Below are 18,380 nucleotides of genomic sequence, written 5' to 3'. Positions count from 1 at the left end.
TGCAAAATGTCAGGGAAAAGATTCTCTATGACTAGATTAATAATAATGACACAATTTTTAGTTAAATAAATATGCATAAAGGCTTCCTAGAAATGTTAGCAGCTATAACAGAAAGTTGAAATAAATTTTTCACTTGCCTCAAGGTAAGCATTATTGCAATGAGCTTTTAAAGATATTTGAAAGCCAAAATATTCAAGATTTTAGTAACAGTTAACAACTTACTATGTGAATTCAGAATAAAAATTAAATACTTTTTACTTTTCACCACATATTTCTCAACATATTATCTTTAAATACTAAAGGATACTAATGTAAATAGTATGGCATTATTAATAGTCGAGTCACCTGCAAAAGCAAAAACGATAGGTAAGTACCTGAGTAAAGAGTTTGAAGTAGCTGCATCATTTGGACATGTAAGAGATCTGCCAGTGAAGAACGGTTCTGTAGACCCAGATAACAATTTCACTATAAAGTATGAGATTATTAAAAAAGCAGAAAAACATGTAAAAGAATTAGTCAAAAAAGCGAGTAAGACATCTGATATATACCTTGTAACAGATCCAGATAGAGAAGGAGAAGCAATAGCTTGGAATGTGGTAGAAGTACTAAAGGAAAGGAAAGCAATTAATGATAAAAGCAACATTCATAGATTAATCCTCAATGAGATAACAAAAAAAGCAGTACAAGAGGCAATCAAGAATCCACGTAAAATAAATATGGACTTAGTGTGTGCACAGCAGGCACGTAGAGCCTTAGATTATCTGGTTGGATTTAATTTATCACCACTACTGTGGAAGAAACTATCTGGAAGTAAATCTGCAGGGAGAGTACAATCAGTTGCGCTCAAGCTTATATGCGAACGTGAAGATGAAATCAACAAATTTATATCACAAGAGTACTGGGACATAACAGCAGAAATACAAAACAGTAAAAATAAGAAGTTCTTTGCTGTGCTAAGCTACTATAACAATAAGAAATTAGAAAAATTTGATATTAAGAATCAAGAAAAAGCAGAAAACTTAGCGAAGGAGGTTGAGTCAAGACAATATGTCATAAGTACAGTAGAGCGGAAGCAAGTTAAGAGAAATCCACTTCCTCCGTTTATTACTTCAAGTCTTCAGCAAGATGCAGTAAATAAGTTGCATTTTAATGTGAAAAATGTTATGCGCATAGCGCAAAACTTATATGAAGGCATTGATATTGGTGGTGAGACTGTTGGACTAATAACTTATATGCGTACGGATGGATTCCATATTGAAAGCGAGGCTATAAATTCAATCAGAAAGCTGATTAAATCACTGCATGGTGATAAATATTTACCAAAACTTCCCCGTCAATATGTAAAAAAAGTCAAAAATGCTCAGGAAGCACATGAAGCAATCCGTCCAACTGATATAAATAGGACTCCAGATAGCATTAAGAGCTACCTAACGCCAGATCAATTTAAATTGTACGATTTAATATGGAAAAGAACCATCACAAGTCAGATGGAATCAGTTATACTTGACCAGGTAGCAGTTGAGATTAGCTCTATTGATCAGAAGATAATTCTACGAGCAAGTGGCTCGAGTATATTTTTTGATGGTTTCTATAAAGTTTATCAAGATAATACAGGTAATAAGGATGAAATCCTTCTTCCTACCATGAAAGAGGGTGAGATATGCAAGATCATTTCTGTTGACCAAAAACAACATTTTACTCAACCTCCACTACGTTATAGTGAAGCAAGTATAGTAAAGAAAATGGAAGAAATAGGAATAGGACGTCCATCAACTTATGCAATAATTATTTCAGTATTGCAGAATCGTGAGTATGTCACACTGAACAATAAAAGATTTATTCCAAGCAGTCGTGGTAAGATTGTTACCATATTTTTGGAAACTTTCTTTCGTCGTTATATAGAATATGATTTTACAGCTCAGATGGAAGAGAAGCTTGATCTGATCTCAAACGGGCATGCAGATTGGAAAAAAGAGCTAAGCTATTTTTGGGTGCCGTTTTTCAATCTTGTAAACTCTGTCAAACAAATGACGCATGATGAAATTTTCAATGGTATTCACGATTTTGCAGTTGATTGGTTTTGTTCGGGAAAAAGGAAAAATGAAATAGGTAAAAAATGTCCTAATTGTTCTGGAGGCATATTGAAGCTGAACTTTGGAAAAGCAAGTGTATTTCTTGGATGTTCTAATTATCCTGCATGCAATTATACAAAAGGAGTTACTGGCAATAGTGATAAATCAGAATATCCAAAAAGCTTGGGTATAGATGATGTAACAGGACAAGAAGTAGTGATCAAAAAAGGTCCTTTTGGGTTTTATTTAGAATTTAATAGCGAATCAGAAAAGAAAAAAACAGGGTCTATACCAAAAGACATGAATATCAATGATATTGATCTGATTACTGCTGTACAGTTACTTTCTTTGCCAAAAGTAATTGGAGAACACCCAAAGACTGGAAAGAAAGTAAAGATAGGTCTTGGAAGATTTGGATACTATATTTTCCATGATAGTAAATATTTACCTCTCAAAAAGAGACTTAAAGAAGTATTAGAAATTAAGTTAAATGAAGCTGTTCAAATTATCGAAAATAATCCAAAAAAAGAACCAAAAATTTCTTTGACTTAATGAAAAAGGGAGAGAAGTTCTAATTCAGAATGCAGATATTTAGGATATAGACCTGAAGAAGGCTTTAGACTTCATTAGGAATGAAAAATGAATATTTAGAAAATATAAGATCATAGTTTTTTATAAATAAAATATATCAATATATCTAGGTTTATAATTAAGAAATAATCATTAATTATTAGCACGTTAGGGCAAGTTATGTTAAATAATATCAGAGGTTATATTATAACCTATATACACTCTTAAAAGAATATCTTAATAACAGTACTGGCAGTAGACTATGACTGTTTTACTACACTAGAATTTGCTGATTCTGTAAGCAGAATTGATATTAATGACAACATAGGACATATAAATAATGTCCTTATTTAGGAATAAGAATATATTTTAAACATCATTAGAGATGTTGAGTTTAGTATACGCTTAATATTAAAATACTATATGAAAAGGTGAAGATATCTGGATCATATTATTGAATACTTTTGTAATCTTGTATATTATATTTTAAGTTAATAGTTTAATAGTTATGAGTTTTGTAATTGCAACCTTTTATCAATTTGTAGAACTCTCTAATTACTATGACATGAAAGATGCAATAGGAGCTGTCTGCAATAATGTTAAGTTGAAAGGCACTGTGCTCCTTGCAGAAGAAGGTATCAATGCGACTGTATCTGGTGCGAGAGGTGCGATTGATAGAGTATTTGACTTTTTACGTTCCGATTACAGATTAAAAGATCTTGTATGGAAAGAAAGCACAGCAAGATTTCAGCCATTTAGTAAGATGAAAGTAAGATTAAAAAGAGAAATTGTAAACTTAGGAATAAGAGATCTTGATATTTCGTTTCGAGGTAAATATATTGACCCGGAACATTGGGATAATTTTATCTCTCAACCTGATGTTTTAGTGATAGATATACGGAATGAATACGAAATAAAACTAGGTAAGTTTAAGAATGCAATCAACCCAAACACTCAATATTTTCGTGAATTTCCTCAATGGGCAAAGTCTTTCCTTAAAAATAATAAGGACTTTAAAATAGCTATGTATTGTACTGGCGGAGTTAGATGTGAAAAATCTACAGCCTATGTAAAAAGTATTGGATTTAACGATGTGTACCATCTTAAGGGTGGTATTCTTTCTTATCTTGAGAAGACCAATAATAGGAGTGGTAATTGGGAAGGCGAATGTTTTGTTTTTGATGACAGAATTGCTGTTAATAATCTACTTACTCCTAGTGACAAAATAGAGTGTATATCCTGCTCGAATCGAGTTCCAATGAGCAAGCTGGAATTAGTCTCACGTGGTCAAGTAGTTTGTTCTGATTGTAAACTTCAGAAATTGGAAAAAAAACTGTGCTATTAGTGATATGTTTTCTATATCTCTTTTAGCAAACTTCAAGTCATGGTAAGTGCGCTCCAAAAAGAAGAATGCATTTTTCATAAACAATATTACTTGATACTAAAATGATACAGAACTTCAGTTGTAAACCTATCAAAAACTCCTGCAAGAGTTTTAGAAGAAGACGGTTCTAACATTAGAAAACCCTTAAGTGTTAGATTTTTAAACTAGCCAGTTATTTCATTCTTCTTAACAAAGGTCTTTTATTATCATTTTTTTATATTAGTTTTAGCTCCTCTGCGAGGAGAAATTGTGTGACATGATTTCTTCTCTATTTTCTTTGATCTTATTAAAACATCTTTACTTTGAAGAAGCTTCATTAATGTTTCTCTGCTAAAGGAGATAAAGAATTATAATGGTGTGAGTGTGCTTGCTATCTTTACTGTTAACAGTGGTGCTATTATTTAGACATTGTAGAGCATGGTTAAGATCATCTTCTAAATCACTCAATCAATTTAAGGGAGTTTATTACCATAAATTCTTCTTTTTTTATTATCTAGCAATATCTAATTATACATAACATTTATTAGAGTACTCCATATGCACCTTGTATTACCTATTTTCTATGGCATGGATATGTGCATTATTTTCTTTTTCCGTTCTCACTAGAATTTAGGGTATTTATAGATATTCTTTAATGTTGTACTATTCTATATGCTATTTTTACTAGGTAATAACGTTATTCCCATCCCTATTTAGGAAGTGGGAAGTTTGTTCTTCTTAAAAAATTGTGTTTTCTTTTAATCATATTTAAATCTTTACCTATATAAAGTACACTTCTACATAAAAATATATCAAATACACTAGTTTTGATGATATAGGCTGGTAGCATATCTTTTATGTTTTGAATAATGTAGACTTAGATAACCAAGTTTTTTTCTATTCTTGAAAACAGAATTTTTAAGTCTGCTTTACTTTTTCATGACATCAATTCCTAGATACATAGTATAGCTTTTTTACTTCAATAGATTAGAATTCTTTAAACCTAATATAAAGTTTTTTAAGAAAAATCTTTTAATTGGAATAAAGTAATTACTGGTTTACATGAAAAAACATCGAGTTAGATGATAGGATTTTGACCTTATACCATACAGTTATACACTAGTACACTCAGTCAAAATGTTAGCAACCTAGTCATTGCAACATCAAGACTTGAAATTTTCTCACAAAAAAGTAAGTTTTTCGTTATAATAACATTTATAGGAGCATCAATCATAGTGTATTATCCTTCAATTTTTTCTACAATAAATACTCAGCCTATTTTGGGTACCACAAAATTACTTTTTATTATATCATTGATAACTATTGATGAAACAATATAAAAGCAAGAGAAATACACCAAAGAAACCAGCTTAGTGGAAACATTTGTACTTTAATTCATTCGTACTTATTCCACTTTTGTTTGTTATGCCTTTCAGTCAATAAAATCAGGAATAAGAAAATATCAGATGAAATTGACTGGACACCTCACACGCTGTAGGTTACGAGTCTATTTTCATATGCTTAAATATTCATGTCCTTCTCATCAAAAATAGCATAACCAAAATCTTTGCTCACTTACTTCATAAGAGATGAGCATTATATAGAAGCTGTCCTATTTTCCTTAATGAAGGAAGGCTCAATTTCCAAAACTGTTTTGTTTAAGTTTGATGATGAAAGTAAAAATAAATACTTTTAAGAAAATTGTTAGCCTTAATGTGGCCTAATATTTGTATACGGGCTGTCCAAAGAAAAAGGTGGTATCATAACTTCAAAAGTTTTCGTGTTTTCCTCGTTTAAGAACTCATACTTGCCTTGCATTACTCCAGATGGAGCATTTAAGTACGTTCCGCTCGTGTACTTAAATACCTCTCCAGGCTTAATTACAGGTTGCTCGCCAATAACTCCAATACCTGCAATTTCATTTATCTTTCCCTTGTAATCTATTATTTGCCAATGGCGACTTAGTAATTGAATAGTCGATGAGCCTTTATTTTTTATCTTAACATTATACACCCATACATAGCAATTTTCATAAGGAATAGATTGTTCTTCAATATAAACTGGTAGAACTGTTACTTCAACAGAGTTAGTAGTGAGTGTATATTCTAGAGTCATCATGGCAAACAGGAAAACAACACTTTAGTTGTATACCATTCTTATGGACTATTCAAGTATATTGTCGTATTCTAATTATCAGTGATAAATGAACATAACTTGATAAAATAATGATAGGCATAATAGGTAGTGGACAGTTAGGTAAAATGATTGCTATTGCAGCAGCAAAGCTTGGGCAGAGAACACATGTTTTTGCCAACGCTAAAGATGACCCTGCTTGCTCTGTTACTGACAACTTAACAATAGCAGATCTATCTGATGAAAAGTCACTTGAATCCTTTGCACGTAGTGTGAATTTAGTTACTATTGAATCTGAAAATGTTCCATGTAATGCAGTTGATATCATATCGCAATATGTAGACTTTTATCCTAGTAAAAAAGCACTACATATTTTACAAAATAGACTTAGGGAAAAAGACTTTATCAGAGATTTAGGTATCAAAACTGCTGCTTATAAAAGCATACAAAGTTATGATGATCTACTAGAAAGTAGCAGAACTTTTGGCTATCCATTAAGAATAAAAACAACAGAAATGGGTTATGATGGTAAAGGACAATATGTAATTGGGAATGCTTCTGAAGCAGAGCAATTTGCTTCTTTCGACTGGAATATACAACGTATTCTTGAAGCAGGCATTGACCTAGCAAAAGAGATTTCAATAGTTATTGCAAGAGACAGAAATGGTAAAGTGGTTTTCTTCCCAATAGCTGAAAATTCCCATATTGATGGGATACTTGATACTTCAGTTGTACCAGCTAAAATAGAAAGCAAGCTAATTCAAGAGGTACAGCAAATTGCGAAGAAAATGGCATGTGCCCTTAACATAATAGGGATCCTAGCAATTGAATTCTTCATTACTAAAAACAATGATCTGTTAGTCAATGAACTTGCTCCAAGACCTCATAATTCTTGCCACTGGAGTCTAGATGCATGCAACATTAGCCAGTTTGAACAGTTAGTCAGAGTAATATGTGGATTACCCATGCAAGAAGTAGTATTGCGCTTTCCTTGTATGACAAAGAATATAATAGGTAATAGCATATACGATTCCTATAGATATTTAAGCGATAAAAAAGCTAGCTTAACAATATATGGGAAAAAAGAGATTAGGGATAAGCGTAAAATGGGACATGTTAACATAGATTTAAGTTATTAATTTACAAATATTCCTTAGTCAAAACCTCAAGGATCTGTGCTATATTTAGTGCTGCACCTTTGCGCAAATTGTCAGCTACTATCCACATGTTTAATCCATGTTTGACTGTATTATCTCTCCTAATACGAGATATGTACACTGCATCTTCCTGTACAACATCAATTTGAGTTGCATATTCACCACCATTTTTTCGTCTATCACATATCAAAATTCCATTATCTTCAGATTTACCAAGTATTTCACGAGCTTGTTCGTCAGTTATACACTGATCGAACTCAATATTTACTGCTACAGCATGACCAATAAAAACAGGAACTCTGACACAAGTTGCAGTTAATTTTATATCTTCCCCTAAAATTTTTTTTGTTTCTTCTTGCATTTTCCATTCCTCTTCTGTAGAGCCATCCTCCATAAACTCTCCTATGTGAGGAATACAATTAAACGCTATCTGCTTAGGGAATACCTCAGGGTTTTTAGTCTCGTTCATAAAGACTTTTTTTGTTTGGTCATAAAGCTCATCCATTGCTGCTTTACCTGCGCCAGAAGTTGATTGATAAGTTGAAGCAATAACCCTTTTTATCTTCGCTTCTTTATGCAATAGGTGTAGTGCTAACAGCATCTGTGTTACAGTACAATTTGGATTGGATATTATGTTATAATTCTTATACCCTATAATCTCTTCCTTATTAACCTCAGGAATGATCAGTGGTACACCTCTTTTCATTCTAAAATAGGAGCTATTGTCTATTACGATGCATCCTGCTTTCGTGGCAATCGGCACATATTTCTCAGAAATATAATATCCGGCACAAAAAATAGCTATATTAACTCCAACAAAGTCATAACCTTCAAGGCATGATACAGTTAATTCCTCATTGCAAAAGCTCACCTTTTTGCCCTCTGATTTTCTGGATCCAAATGCAATAATAAAATCTATTGAAAATTTTCCTTCACCTTGAAATTCAGCTAGTATACTTAGCATCTCGCGCCCTACTCTTCCAGTTGCTCCAATCACAGCAATCCTATGTCCCATAGATAAAACCTCTAAATCTAAGTATATATTAGACTCTTGCTGATAAACTTACAATTGTTTTAACATTTTTACTTTGAAATTAATTGCAATTTAGTTATTATCGCACAATATTAGTAATATTACGCGATAATCAAAAGATGAGTAATGAATACAATCAGAGCAAAGTAAAACCTGTACCAGATATGACTCAAGAAACTGAGAAGATTGAAAATTTAAGAGTTCAAAATGTTCTTTTACAAAAAAAATATAAGATAAATTTTGATGATAAAAAGTATGCAGTAAAAATCATAAAAACACAGTTTGCAAAAACAGAACAACATCCTTCAAAGGCAAGAGATTTCCTAAAATCGATACCAGTGATAGGAGGCCTTCTAGCAAAGATTTTCACATCTGAAAAGGGAATACATAAAAAACTGAGATTACAAACAATCCGCTCTAGGGAGACAAAAAATGAGGATCATATAAATGATAAGCATATAGAAAAAGTATGTAGTAAGCTCAAGAGGAGCAATATTGAGCAGGTGGATAAAGAGGAGAAGAATCTTGGTCCGTAAACGTCAACTATTAAGACTTTAATATCAGATTATTAAGAAGATTTGCGGTACCAAAATAAGTAAAGAGGTATACCACTTACTGTAAATAAGCTTGAAACTAGCAAGTTATCTACAGAAGTTTCACGTATTACCCAGCAACAAAAGGTTGTTGATATAATGCCAATTAAAAGCTTGTAATAGTTTCTTTCCTTTATGGTAATTTTTAAAAAAGCAAGACTGCATATAAGATATACAAATAAGAATGAAATTACAGAAAAATCTATAATTGATGTAATCTGCCTAGTAAAATTTTTGTTTGATGTAAAAATAAGCAAAATCGCAGTTCCAATCGAGCTTGTTATTACTCCAAAAAAAGGAGATCCATACCTATTCTTCTTGGCAAAGAATTGTGGTATGAGTTTATCTTTTGCAAGACCAAAAGCAACTTGTCCACTAGACAAAACCCACGCATTTAAGCTTCCAATACAGAAGATAAATGCGATTATAGAAATGACCAAATTCCAATTACCAGAAGACATAATTTTTATTGCATCAACATACGGTGCCCTTGAATTTACTAAATCGTTACCGTTGATTAATCCCATAATTGCAAAACTATTAATAAAGTATATAATAGCAACACAGATTGTACCAAGTACTACAGCTTTTGGTATGATTTTGTTTGGATTATCTACTGACCCTGCAGGTGATGTTGCTAATTCAACTCCAATAAAACACCATAAAGTCAGCAGTGTAGAACGTGCAAGGATTTCCTTTATTGTAAGACTTGAGATTTCTTCACTTATAATAAAGTTGTTCTTATCGAAAAGAAACAATGCAGCTATTGGTATTACAACTAACACAAAAACTTTTACAACCACAATCAGAAGTTCAACATATCCAGCAGTAGATATTTCTTTTAAATTTACTAGCGTAATAATAACGAGTAATAGTAACTCTAAAATCAAACTCATATTTTGGATATTTTCACAAAAAAGTGGTGTAAGATATCCAACACCAACAACCACTAAAGCTGTTGTGCTAACCCAGGAGATTACCCAATAAGTCCAACCTACAAAGAAAGCTACTGTTGAACCAAAAGCATATTTTGCATAGATATGAGGTCCTCCAGTCTCTGGAAATTTCGTACATAGTGTAGCAAACACTAAAGCAATAGATACAGCACCAGCTCCTGATATTACTAAACTTATAAGGCTATAAATACCATATGGTGCAATACTGATAGGAAGTATAAAAATACCAGATCCAATCTGACTACTGATAACTAAAGCAAAAACAGTTAAGAATCCTATTTTATTTTGCACAATACTAATTGACTCTATCAATACAGGATAGCAGTATAACTTAACCATTAATCTCAACAAATAAAAGATTATGTTTTTAAGATAAGCTTTAAGTAATATGATCTCATGGACTTACAGTTCTAGAGATAAGAAGTTGCCTTACTTAATCAAAATAGATTTAATATTAATAATGTAGTGAGAAATTTACATACCTACAATCAGAGATCGAACATATTTTTTATACAGCAACCCAAGAAAGGCAAAATTAGATGCTAAATAGATAGATGAAAATAAAATCGCAGATCCTCAATTATCAAAGTTGCTTATCATTGAAACCATTGCTTCTAGCGAGAAACGTAGAGCGAGTAAGAATCTGCAATATTGTAAAACTCCTCGATACTTCTTACTCGTTCATGATAAAGTCATTCTTACTTATCAAAAAAAGCTACTGTACATTTGCAAGCAGTGCATCAATTTAGATAATTGAGTCAATAAACTACAAGCTCTAGAAAGAGTTATCATCTTGTTTATTAGTACTAGTAACTAACACTTGTGTAACTGTTATAGCTATTGAACTAAGCCACAAGCTCTACCCTAAATCTATAAAGAGTTTTTGGAAGAACTAAAAATATATCTTACATGAATGTAAGAGGAGAAGCTATCAGTTTTTAAAAACTTTGTATGCATCAAGTCAATTGAAAGTATTGAATTCCGGAGCTAATTTGGCTCACTGATAGCTTAAATTTACTTAACGTAATATCTTCCCTGAAAGAAAGATCAAAAATCTGTCTTTATAATACAAAAGTTCTCCACCATTGATGTATTCTCGTACCATCCGGTAACAATCCCTTTCACTTTAACTAAAAAACTATTTTCCATGTCAAAAACCCTTATTTTACTACAGTAGAAATACTAATAGAGTCTACCACACAGGTTTTCTGCTAAGAATAGAGTCATGTATTTTTAAATGAAGGTACACGTTTTATCTCATTTTACCCGCCAATATACCTTTTCTTAGTTTTTTCATACAGGAAGCCTATCAAAACTATTATAGATACTTAAGTAAATAAAATGTACCTCATACTAAATCCGTTATTCTAAACTTAACATTCTCAGTAATACCACCTGACATAACTGAAATCTTTGCGCTCATACTTATTTTTAGGTAATCTATTAGTTCATCAACCAATATATTGGGAGCAGAGGCACCTGCAGTAATGCCTACTTTTTTTATACCTTGCAGCCAGTTCTTGTTCACACAGCTGTAGTTATCAACTAAATAAGCCCTTCTTCCTTTTGTAATACACAGATCTAATAAACGATTCGAGTTTGAGCTATTTTTACTTCCTATAATTAGTACTATGTCTACAAGGTCAACTAATTTTTTTACAGCACTCTGTCTATTTTGTGTTGCATAGCATATGTTTCTTAAATCAGGACCTGTAATTTTTGGAAACCTGAGCTTCAGAGCAGCAATAATTTCTTTAGTATCGTCAACACTTAAAGTAGTCTGTGTGACATAGGACAAATTATCTGGATTTTTAACTTTCAAATTATGTACATCTTCCATAGTCCCCACTAAAGTGATAAGATTATCTACTCTTCCTCTAATTCCAATAACCTCTGGGTGGGCTTCATGCCCAATTAGAATTAATTCTCTACCATTATCTTTATGTCTTTTTGCTTCTTTGTGCACCTTACCAACTAATGGACATGTTGCATCAATCACTTGAATACCATTCCTTTTTGCTTCCTCTTCTATATTTTTTGATACTCCGTGTGCACTAAAAATTAGTATTCCATTATTATCCTTAACATCCTCAATACTACTCACAAAAACCACTCCTTGTTCCTTAAAATCCTCTACTATATATTTGTTATGAACAATCTCATGTAGCACATAGACCTGCCGCTTACCCTTATACTTTTCTAAAGTAATAGCTAACATGTCTATGGCTCTCTTGACCCCTGCACAGAACCCACGTGGTTCAGCTAAAATAATTTCCATTTTTCTAAATCAGACCTTATACAAGTATTCCTCAAAAATAAACCGTGCTCATTATATTTCTATAGTACCATTGTTTATATCTATAATAATAAATTTTTTGTAGAGACTTAACTATCTAGTACTACAGAAAACTCAAAAAAGAACATTTTAGCATAAGGCAACATTCATTTTCGATAGAAGTGGCGCAATAACAATAAATGCACATACAATATCATCATGTATAGATTTAATAAAAGTCAAGTAATTCAGAAAATATAGCAGCATAGCTCCGTTCCATCTTAAATTTGCTTAAATACAAAGGATTATATGAAATATTTACTCGAAAGAGAAACTTCCTCATAAGAAGGAACTCCCAAGGAACTATTGACAAAATATCATTATATATAAAACAAATTTTTATGACGATACAAAACTTATATATTACCTACAATAATTTGCTTACATTTGCTTTGTCAAGTAAAATCGATGATAAAAACACTATCAGAGTTGTATCATATAACAAACAAAGTAGTATCCTCTTACACTAAGGGCCACCATACACTTTGATAACATTGGCGAGAGTACGTTTAGCTATTTTAAGAAAACCACCGGCAAAAAAAAGTATAATATATGAAGAAATGACTCAGAACAATACATAGAGTACACAAGTTTAATCATGTTATTTATCTTAGTAAGAAGACGTTAAACACTTAGATTCTTACGATGGCTTCAGTATAGAACATTTGTAACTCTATAAAATTAGGCACTTCACAGTAAAACTTTAGCATTCAATAAAGATAAGCACTATTGAATAATAAACTGTTATAAAAAATGCATTTGAAGATAAATAAATTGCCACATGCTATACCCAGCAGATGAAATGGGAAGAGAAAAGCAAACATAACCACTAACCATGTATTAGCAATGCACTACACCATAGAAGAGAAGAGCGATATACTATAGCTAAAATAGCAACTATGTTGAACATTACATACAAGACCAAGATATAAATTACATTTTCTTTATCAAGAACTTAAGTCTATAATTTTGTTTGTCTTTATTGATACAAAGAAATCCGTCCTCTGTTACTGCACAATTCTCAGGAGAAATATCTAAATTGACCTTTTCACCATTTTCATCCATACTAAAACGTACTCTTGGCTCAGAAAAGTTAATTACATCAACCCCAATCCTCTTTACTATCTTTCCATCTAGAGAGGCTAGATTAAGCTCCCAAATGTTATTTGGATCAATATTCCCTGTATAATAACTACACTCACCACCAGCACAATATGAACTTTCAATTAGATAACCTTCAGTAGGAACATCCATAAAAAACCCCCACAAATCACCTGACATACAGAGTACCTTTACATTACTATTTAAAAAACTATGTATACACCAAGTACACTTAACTATAATATAACTAAAAACACAAAATTCAACAGTTAGTTATATAATGAGTCTAAGTAGAGACTAGCTTCTTTTATTAATCCTTCTTACCATGCTGTCAATCATGTGTTTTATTCCTTGATATACAGAGCACATGCCTTCATCACTACGTATATAAGCAGAGCAGGAAAACACATTATGCTCTTCGTCTTCTATTGATAACTCTGTATCACACTTTATATGTTCACCACCTAGTCTTTCTATTAACTTCTCTTTATCATCCCCTATTGTTACCTTAACTCTATTCTTTTCTTTCCCAATTCTGCTACTTAAAATAAAAGCGACTATTGCTGGTGATATACATATTGCACCTATCGGTTTTTTTGCAATGAAAAACTCAGAAACTAACTTTTCGAATTCAGGCAATACTGTTATTGTGTCTTTATTTTCAGCTAAATCAGATAAATTTCTCACAACCCCATACCCACCTGGTATCACTAACATGTCAAAACCTTCAGATTTTGCTTCTTTAATGTCACATATTTCACCTCTTGCAATTCTTGCTGCTTCTACAAGTACATTTCTTTTTTCTTTCATTTTCCCCTTTGATCTATGATCTATAACCTGTGTAATATCAATATCAGGCGCAAAACATTTAGCCTCAACTTCTTGCTGATCAAGAACAAGTAGACTCAGTACACCTTCTCTTACTTCAGTGCCATCAAGATGCCCACATCCTGATAAAACGACAGCAGCTTTTAATTTTTTCTCACTCATAAAGTACCTCATTTCATATAATCTAGGTATTGTAATATAAATTCTATATTTGGGAAGAGACAATTATTTTATATCAATTATGATGTAACTCAAACTTATCAAATATTATATATAATCAAGCATACTAAAGATGCTACAACAATGAAAATCTTATTATAGTTTAGTCGAACTTATTCAAGGAAATGAAAGTTGAAAAGGAGCAATGAAAAACTTCTGGAAGAAACTCAGAGTAAGCGTAAGATAATTAATTTACTAATCGATGATAAAAATAAGAAATTCTTTAAGACTAGAGCATAAAAAAAGACAAAGAAAAAATTAAAAAATTCACCAAAGTTATCAAGCAAGTAGTCCAAATTTTGAGAAAACAGAAGATATAAAAATATAAGCCTTAAATAATTCTGTTCAGAAGTTAATAAATTTCTAACACAAAGAGCAGTTTTATTTCCTACTTAATATGTCTACTAAATCAGATTCTTTGAGTTTACTGTGATCAATTTTACTGAATTTATTAACCATTGCACTCATTTGAATATATTGCTTAATTAAAAGATTAATATCTGATACTCTCGTCCCAGAACCTTTAGCAATTCTGAGTCTTCTCTTGCCATTTAAAATGCCAGGATCTCTCTTCTCTTCCTTAGTCATCGAACTTATGATAGCTATATATTTTTTCACTTTGCTATCATCTGGCACCCCACTACTTAGCTTTTTTGTGAATGAGCTAGGAATGAATTTCATTATACTGCTAATACCATCCATTTTTTTTAGAGTTTTTAGCATCTTTACCAAATCGTTTAAGTCAAATTTGCCTTTTTTCATTTTTTTTTGTATCTTATCAATTTCTTCTCGACCAACTATCTCTGCAGCTCTTTCAACCAATGAAACAACATCACCCATACCAAGAATCCTTTTCGCAACTCTATCAGGATAAAAATCATCAAGGTCACTTAATTTTTCACCGCAAGCAATAAATTTAATCGGGCAATTAGTTGTTAATTTCATAGAAAGGGCAGCACCACCGCGTGCATCACCTTCAATACGAGTTAGAATAATACCAGTTACACCTATTGTTTCATTAAATGACTTAGCTACATTTGCTGCATCTTGCCCCATCATTGCGTCAGCTACTAAAATAACTTCCACAGGTAAAGTTACTTTCTTTATAGCCTTTAACTCATCCATCATATTATTGTCTATATGAATCCTACCTGCAGTGTCTAGTATTAATACATCATAACTACCATCTTTTGCTACCTCCAATGCTCTTCTTGCAATTAAAATAGGTTCCTCCTCACCTGTTATTGTAGGTAAGGTTTGTATATCTATTTGTTTTCCAAGTATTTCAAGTTGCTTCTGAGCAGCTGGCCTATAAACGTCCAAGGATGCAAGCATTACCTTTCTCTTTTGTTTTCTGAGTTTCAAAGCAAGCTTGCCTGAGGTAGTTGTTTTCCCAGCACCTTGTAATCCTATCATCATGATTACAGCTGGAGGCCTGACTGCTAAATTCAATTCACTTTTTTCTGACCCAAGAATTGCAACTAAACTATCTTGCACAATTTTAACTATCATTTGCGTTGGAGAAACACTTTTTATAACTTGCTCCCCTACTACTTTTTCCTTAATATCGTTAATAAATTTCTTTATAACTTCAAGGGAGACATCAGCTTCAATCAGGGCTATACGTATTTCACGCATAGCAAGGCTGAAGTCATCTTCACAAATAATTGATTTTCCCTTGAGCTTATTGAATATAAAATTCAAATTTTCAGTTAAAGATTTAAACATAATAACGCTAATAGAATACCAACTAAAAAAAGAGAAGAAGCTGAAACAAAACTCACTGAATTATAGTCCAGAACTTCTTTGAGTTTATTAGTACTATTACAACACAAATTAGTAAATGAGTCAGCTAAGTTTTGCAATATGCTAGCAGATATTTTTTTTATCTTAAAAGCTAACTTACTAAGTAACAAAACAATATTTGGTATAAGAAATCTAAAAATCCAATCAATATCCATTTTAAAATTTACTCTCGGCAAAAAGAATCTACGCAAAGGAATAAATAACAAAGTGGCAAGTAATAGTAAGTTAAATTGAGACCAGACATTGTTTATGTTATATATAAGACTGAAAATTAAGGATTTATTATAAATAGGTAAGTAAGGATTACCAGCAACTATACATATAAGTGCTAAAATAATCATTGTTATTCTACTATTTTTTTCTCTTAAAGGGTTTAACTTACTTTTGATAATAAATATATAATAGATAAACTTAGGACCCACACTTAAATAAAGCAGCAAACTTAGAGCTTTGTATAAATCTTTGTATAACTCTAAATCAGCACCATTCATTTCAATTTCAGCCATAATGCACGATTTACTGATAAATCCAGCTGTTCCAGGAAATCCGGCCATTGTAAGTACTGCTATTACAGCACATATACCCTCAGTTGATATGAGCCTACTAGCCCTACTGAAACTAATTATTTTTGTTTTTGAAATTATTGAATTAGCAACTACAAACAACAGTGATTGGTAAAACAGGGAGAAAACTATGTGCAATGTTAAAATTGGCACTGCTCTTTTTGAAAAGCTGAGTAAGCTCCCTGCAATAATGAGTAAGCCCATTTGACCTACAACGTAGTAACATAAGAATCTGCGAATATCTTGCTCAAGAGAAGCAAATACGATGCTATAAACTACAGTAATAGAACCAAAGAAAGCTAAAACTTTGATGTGTGTACTGCAAGTGTGTAAAAGCATAACTAAAAAAGAAACTTTAGTAGTAAATAAAGAGAGATACGCAGTACCATGTAATGATGCAGCAGGATATGCATCAACAACCCAAAACGAAAAAGGAAAACAAGCACAGTTTATTAGCAGTCCTACGATTATTAGTTCAGAGATTTGAGTTGCCAGTCCTGCTGTCAGTATAGTTCCAGCGAAAAAGTGTATACAAGCATACCTCAATGCAGGCTCAGCATTCCTGCTGTCTGCAATAATAAAAGATGAACTAATAGCCATTAGTTCACAGAATACTATAACTAGTATTACCTGATTAGATAATATCACACACAATACATTAATAGTGTAAGCAAAAGAAAATAACATCTCTGGAAAGCTAAAGTTTTCTGCGGATAGAATGATTAGGAATGCAGACGATAAAAAAGATGTTAATATGATACGAAAAGATAAATCAAAATTCAGAATTGGGTAAGACCAGTTTAATGGTGTGCCAAAGCCCTCAGGTAGTACTAGTACTATAGCTATTAATATAGCTAGCAGAAGCAATAGTTGGAATTTATAAAACTTCACGCTCATTTAAGCTAACATAGCTCATTATATTAAAGTTAATAAATAAAAACAATCCCCTATGCAATTGATTTCTAATTACTAATAACTAGCTATAATATTTATATCACAAAGCAAAAGGAAAATCGGTCAGATTAAATTTAACCTGACCGATAGCTTTAATAGTGAGGTAAGAATCACTATACCATGTTCATTCCATAATGCTAGATTTGTGTTTAATTTATTTAAAATTTACACAAGAGTATTAGTAAATTATTTATTTTTTGAAATAAATATCGGCATCGTTTTTATAACCAGAAAAAAGCTAACTATTACTAACTTTATAGTACATATATCATAGTATCTTATTACAATATAAGGCTAACAATATTGTCATAGAATAATAGGCAAAGCATTGAAATAACACCAACCTAATTAGTTACATCACTTCAGCACTAACTAAACAAAAAGCTCCTAAAGAGAATTAAATAACAAAAATTATTGCAATATCCTTCAAAAAACTAGTCAGTATATTGATATTTTTATGTCAACGCTCATTTATTCATTAACAAGCTGATACAGCATTAACGTTTCCCTATACCTACTCTAGCAACACAACTTGATTAATCAATACTGTATCATATAGTACACTTGATAATTCCAACTTTACAAATATTCCTACTATATCACTTTTTATAATAACATTTATATCAGCACCATTATGTCAGGAAGTTTGACACATATTTTGTATAAACTTATATTTTATAATCTTTTTCTTTATGAA

Annotated in this window: 11 protein-coding genes and 1 pseudogene; 4 read left to right on the top strand and 8 right to left on the bottom strand. The window is 31.7% G+C overall.

Annotated elements, in window-relative coordinates:
- Positions 1-320 precede the first annotated feature (320 nt).
- A pseudogene (topA, locus tag GOY13_RS00865) lies at positions 321-2,667 on the top strand (type I DNA topoisomerase).
- A gap of 483 nt (positions 2,668-3,150) precedes the next feature.
- Entirely contained in the window at positions 3,151-3,987 is an 837-nt protein-coding gene (trhO, locus tag GOY13_RS00860; protein ID WP_175813976.1) for an oxygen-dependent tRNA uridine(34) hydroxylase TrhO, read from the top strand.
- A 1,728-nt stretch (positions 3,988-5,715) separates the two neighbouring features.
- On the opposite strand, the gene apaG is transcribed toward trhO, so the two are convergent.
- Complete coding sequence (gene apaG / locus GOY13_RS00855; protein WP_175814409.1) at positions 5,716-6,120, bottom strand: Co2+/Mg2+ efflux protein ApaG; 405 nt, start codon at positions 6,118-6,120, stop codon at positions 5,716-5,718.
- Positions 6,121-6,230: 110 nt separating this feature from the next.
- On the opposite strand from apaG, the gene GOY13_RS00850 reads away from it, so the two are divergent.
- The gene (locus tag GOY13_RS00850) at positions 6,231-7,277 is read left to right on the top strand and encodes a 5-(carboxyamino)imidazole ribonucleotide synthase (RefSeq protein ID WP_175813975.1); all 1,047 of its coding nucleotides are present in this window, start codon (positions 6,231-6,233) and stop codon (positions 7,275-7,277) included.
- 1 nt (position 7,278) lies between these two features.
- On the opposite strand, the gene GOY13_RS00845 is transcribed toward GOY13_RS00850, so the two are convergent.
- Positions 7,279-8,310, bottom strand: coding sequence for an aspartate-semialdehyde dehydrogenase (locus GOY13_RS00845; RefSeq protein ID WP_175813974.1), 1,032 nt, complete (start codon positions 8,308-8,310; stop codon positions 7,279-7,281).
- Between the two features lie 137 nt (positions 8,311-8,447).
- Between GOY13_RS00845 and GOY13_RS00840 the strand changes: the two genes are divergently transcribed.
- Positions 8,448-8,864, top strand: coding sequence for a hypothetical protein (locus tag GOY13_RS00840; protein ID WP_175813973.1), 417 nt, complete (start codon positions 8,448-8,450; stop codon positions 8,862-8,864).
- A gap of 32 nt (positions 8,865-8,896) precedes the next feature.
- Here GOY13_RS00840 and GOY13_RS00835 read toward each other — a convergent pair whose 3' ends face one another.
- The 6 genes from GOY13_RS00835 to GOY13_RS00810 all read right to left on the bottom strand — a co-directional run bounded on the left by GOY13_RS00835 (position 8,897) and on the right by GOY13_RS00810 (position 17,620).
- Positions 8,897-10,168, bottom strand: a complete 1,272-nt coding sequence (locus tag GOY13_RS00835) for an APC family permease (protein ID WP_175814408.1) — start codon at positions 10,166-10,168, stop codon at positions 8,897-8,899.
- Positions 10,169-11,225: 1,057 nt separating this feature from the next.
- On the bottom strand, positions 11,226-12,155 hold the full coding sequence (gene ispH, locus GOY13_RS00830; RefSeq protein ID WP_175813972.1) for a 4-hydroxy-3-methylbut-2-enyl diphosphate reductase: 930 nt from the start codon (positions 12,153-12,155) through the stop codon (positions 11,226-11,228).
- A 990-nt stretch (positions 12,156-13,145) separates the two neighbouring features.
- A complete protein-coding gene (locus GOY13_RS00825) occupies positions 13,146-13,493 on the bottom strand; it encodes a hypothetical protein (RefSeq protein ID WP_175813971.1) in 348 nt (115 codons plus the stop codon).
- Between the two features lie 117 nt (positions 13,494-13,610).
- Positions 13,611-14,303: an isoprenoid biosynthesis glyoxalase ElbB gene (elbB, locus tag GOY13_RS00820; RefSeq protein WP_175813970.1), complete on the bottom strand. Its 693-nt coding sequence runs from the start codon at positions 14,301-14,303 to the stop codon at positions 13,611-13,613.
- 438 nt (positions 14,304-14,741) lie between these two features.
- Positions 14,742-16,088, bottom strand: a complete 1,347-nt coding sequence (gene ffh / locus GOY13_RS00815; protein WP_175813969.1) for a signal recognition particle protein — start codon at positions 16,086-16,088, stop codon at positions 14,742-14,744.
- Positions 16,073-17,620 (bottom strand): proton-conducting transporter transmembrane domain-containing protein, encoded by a 1,548-nt coding sequence (locus GOY13_RS00810; RefSeq protein WP_175814407.1) that lies wholly within the window; start codon positions 17,618-17,620, stop codon positions 16,073-16,075. The genes ffh and GOY13_RS00810 overlap by 16 nt, the downstream gene beginning before the upstream one ends.
- Positions 17,621-18,380 lie beyond the last annotated feature (760 nt).

Source organism: Wolbachia endosymbiont of Cruorifilaria tuberocauda (assembly GCF_013365475.1).
Classification (GTDB): Bacteria; Pseudomonadota; Alphaproteobacteria; order Rickettsiales; family Anaplasmataceae; genus Wolbachia.
Note: the sequence above shows the minus strand (reverse complement) of the source record. Positions and strands in the feature narration are given on the sequence as shown.

Bases quoted from the DNA above. Each gene is read 5' to 3' on its own strand.
- ispH (WP_175813972.1), bottom strand. From the start codon at position 12,155: ATGGAAATTATTTTAGCTGAACCACGTGGGTTCTGTGCAGGGGTCAAG.
- GOY13_RS00825 (WP_175813971.1), bottom strand. From the start codon at position 13,493: ATGTCAGGTGATTTGTGGGGGTTTTTTATGGATGTTCCTACTGAAGGT.
- ffh (WP_175813969.1), bottom strand. From the start codon at position 16,088: ATGTTTAAATCTTTAACTGAAAATTTGAATTTTATATTCAATAAGCTC.
- GOY13_RS00840 (WP_175813973.1), top strand. From the start codon at position 8,448: ATGAGTAATGAATACAATCAGAGCAAAGTAAAACCTGTACCAGATATG.
- GOY13_RS00850 (WP_175813975.1), top strand. From the start codon at position 6,231: ATGATAGGCATAATAGGTAGTGGACAGTTAGGTAAAATGATTGCTATT.
- trhO (WP_175813976.1), top strand. From the start codon at position 3,151: ATGAGTTTTGTAATTGCAACCTTTTATCAATTTGTAGAACTCTCTAAT.
- apaG (WP_175814409.1), bottom strand. From the start codon at position 6,120: ATGACTCTAGAATATACACTCACTACTAACTCTGTTGAAGTAACAGTT.
- GOY13_RS00845 (WP_175813974.1), bottom strand. From the start codon at position 8,310: ATGGGACATAGGATTGCTGTGATTGGAGCAACTGGAAGAGTAGGGCGC.
- elbB (WP_175813970.1), bottom strand. From the start codon at position 14,303: ATGAGTGAGAAAAAATTAAAAGCTGCTGTCGTTTTATCAGGATGTGGG.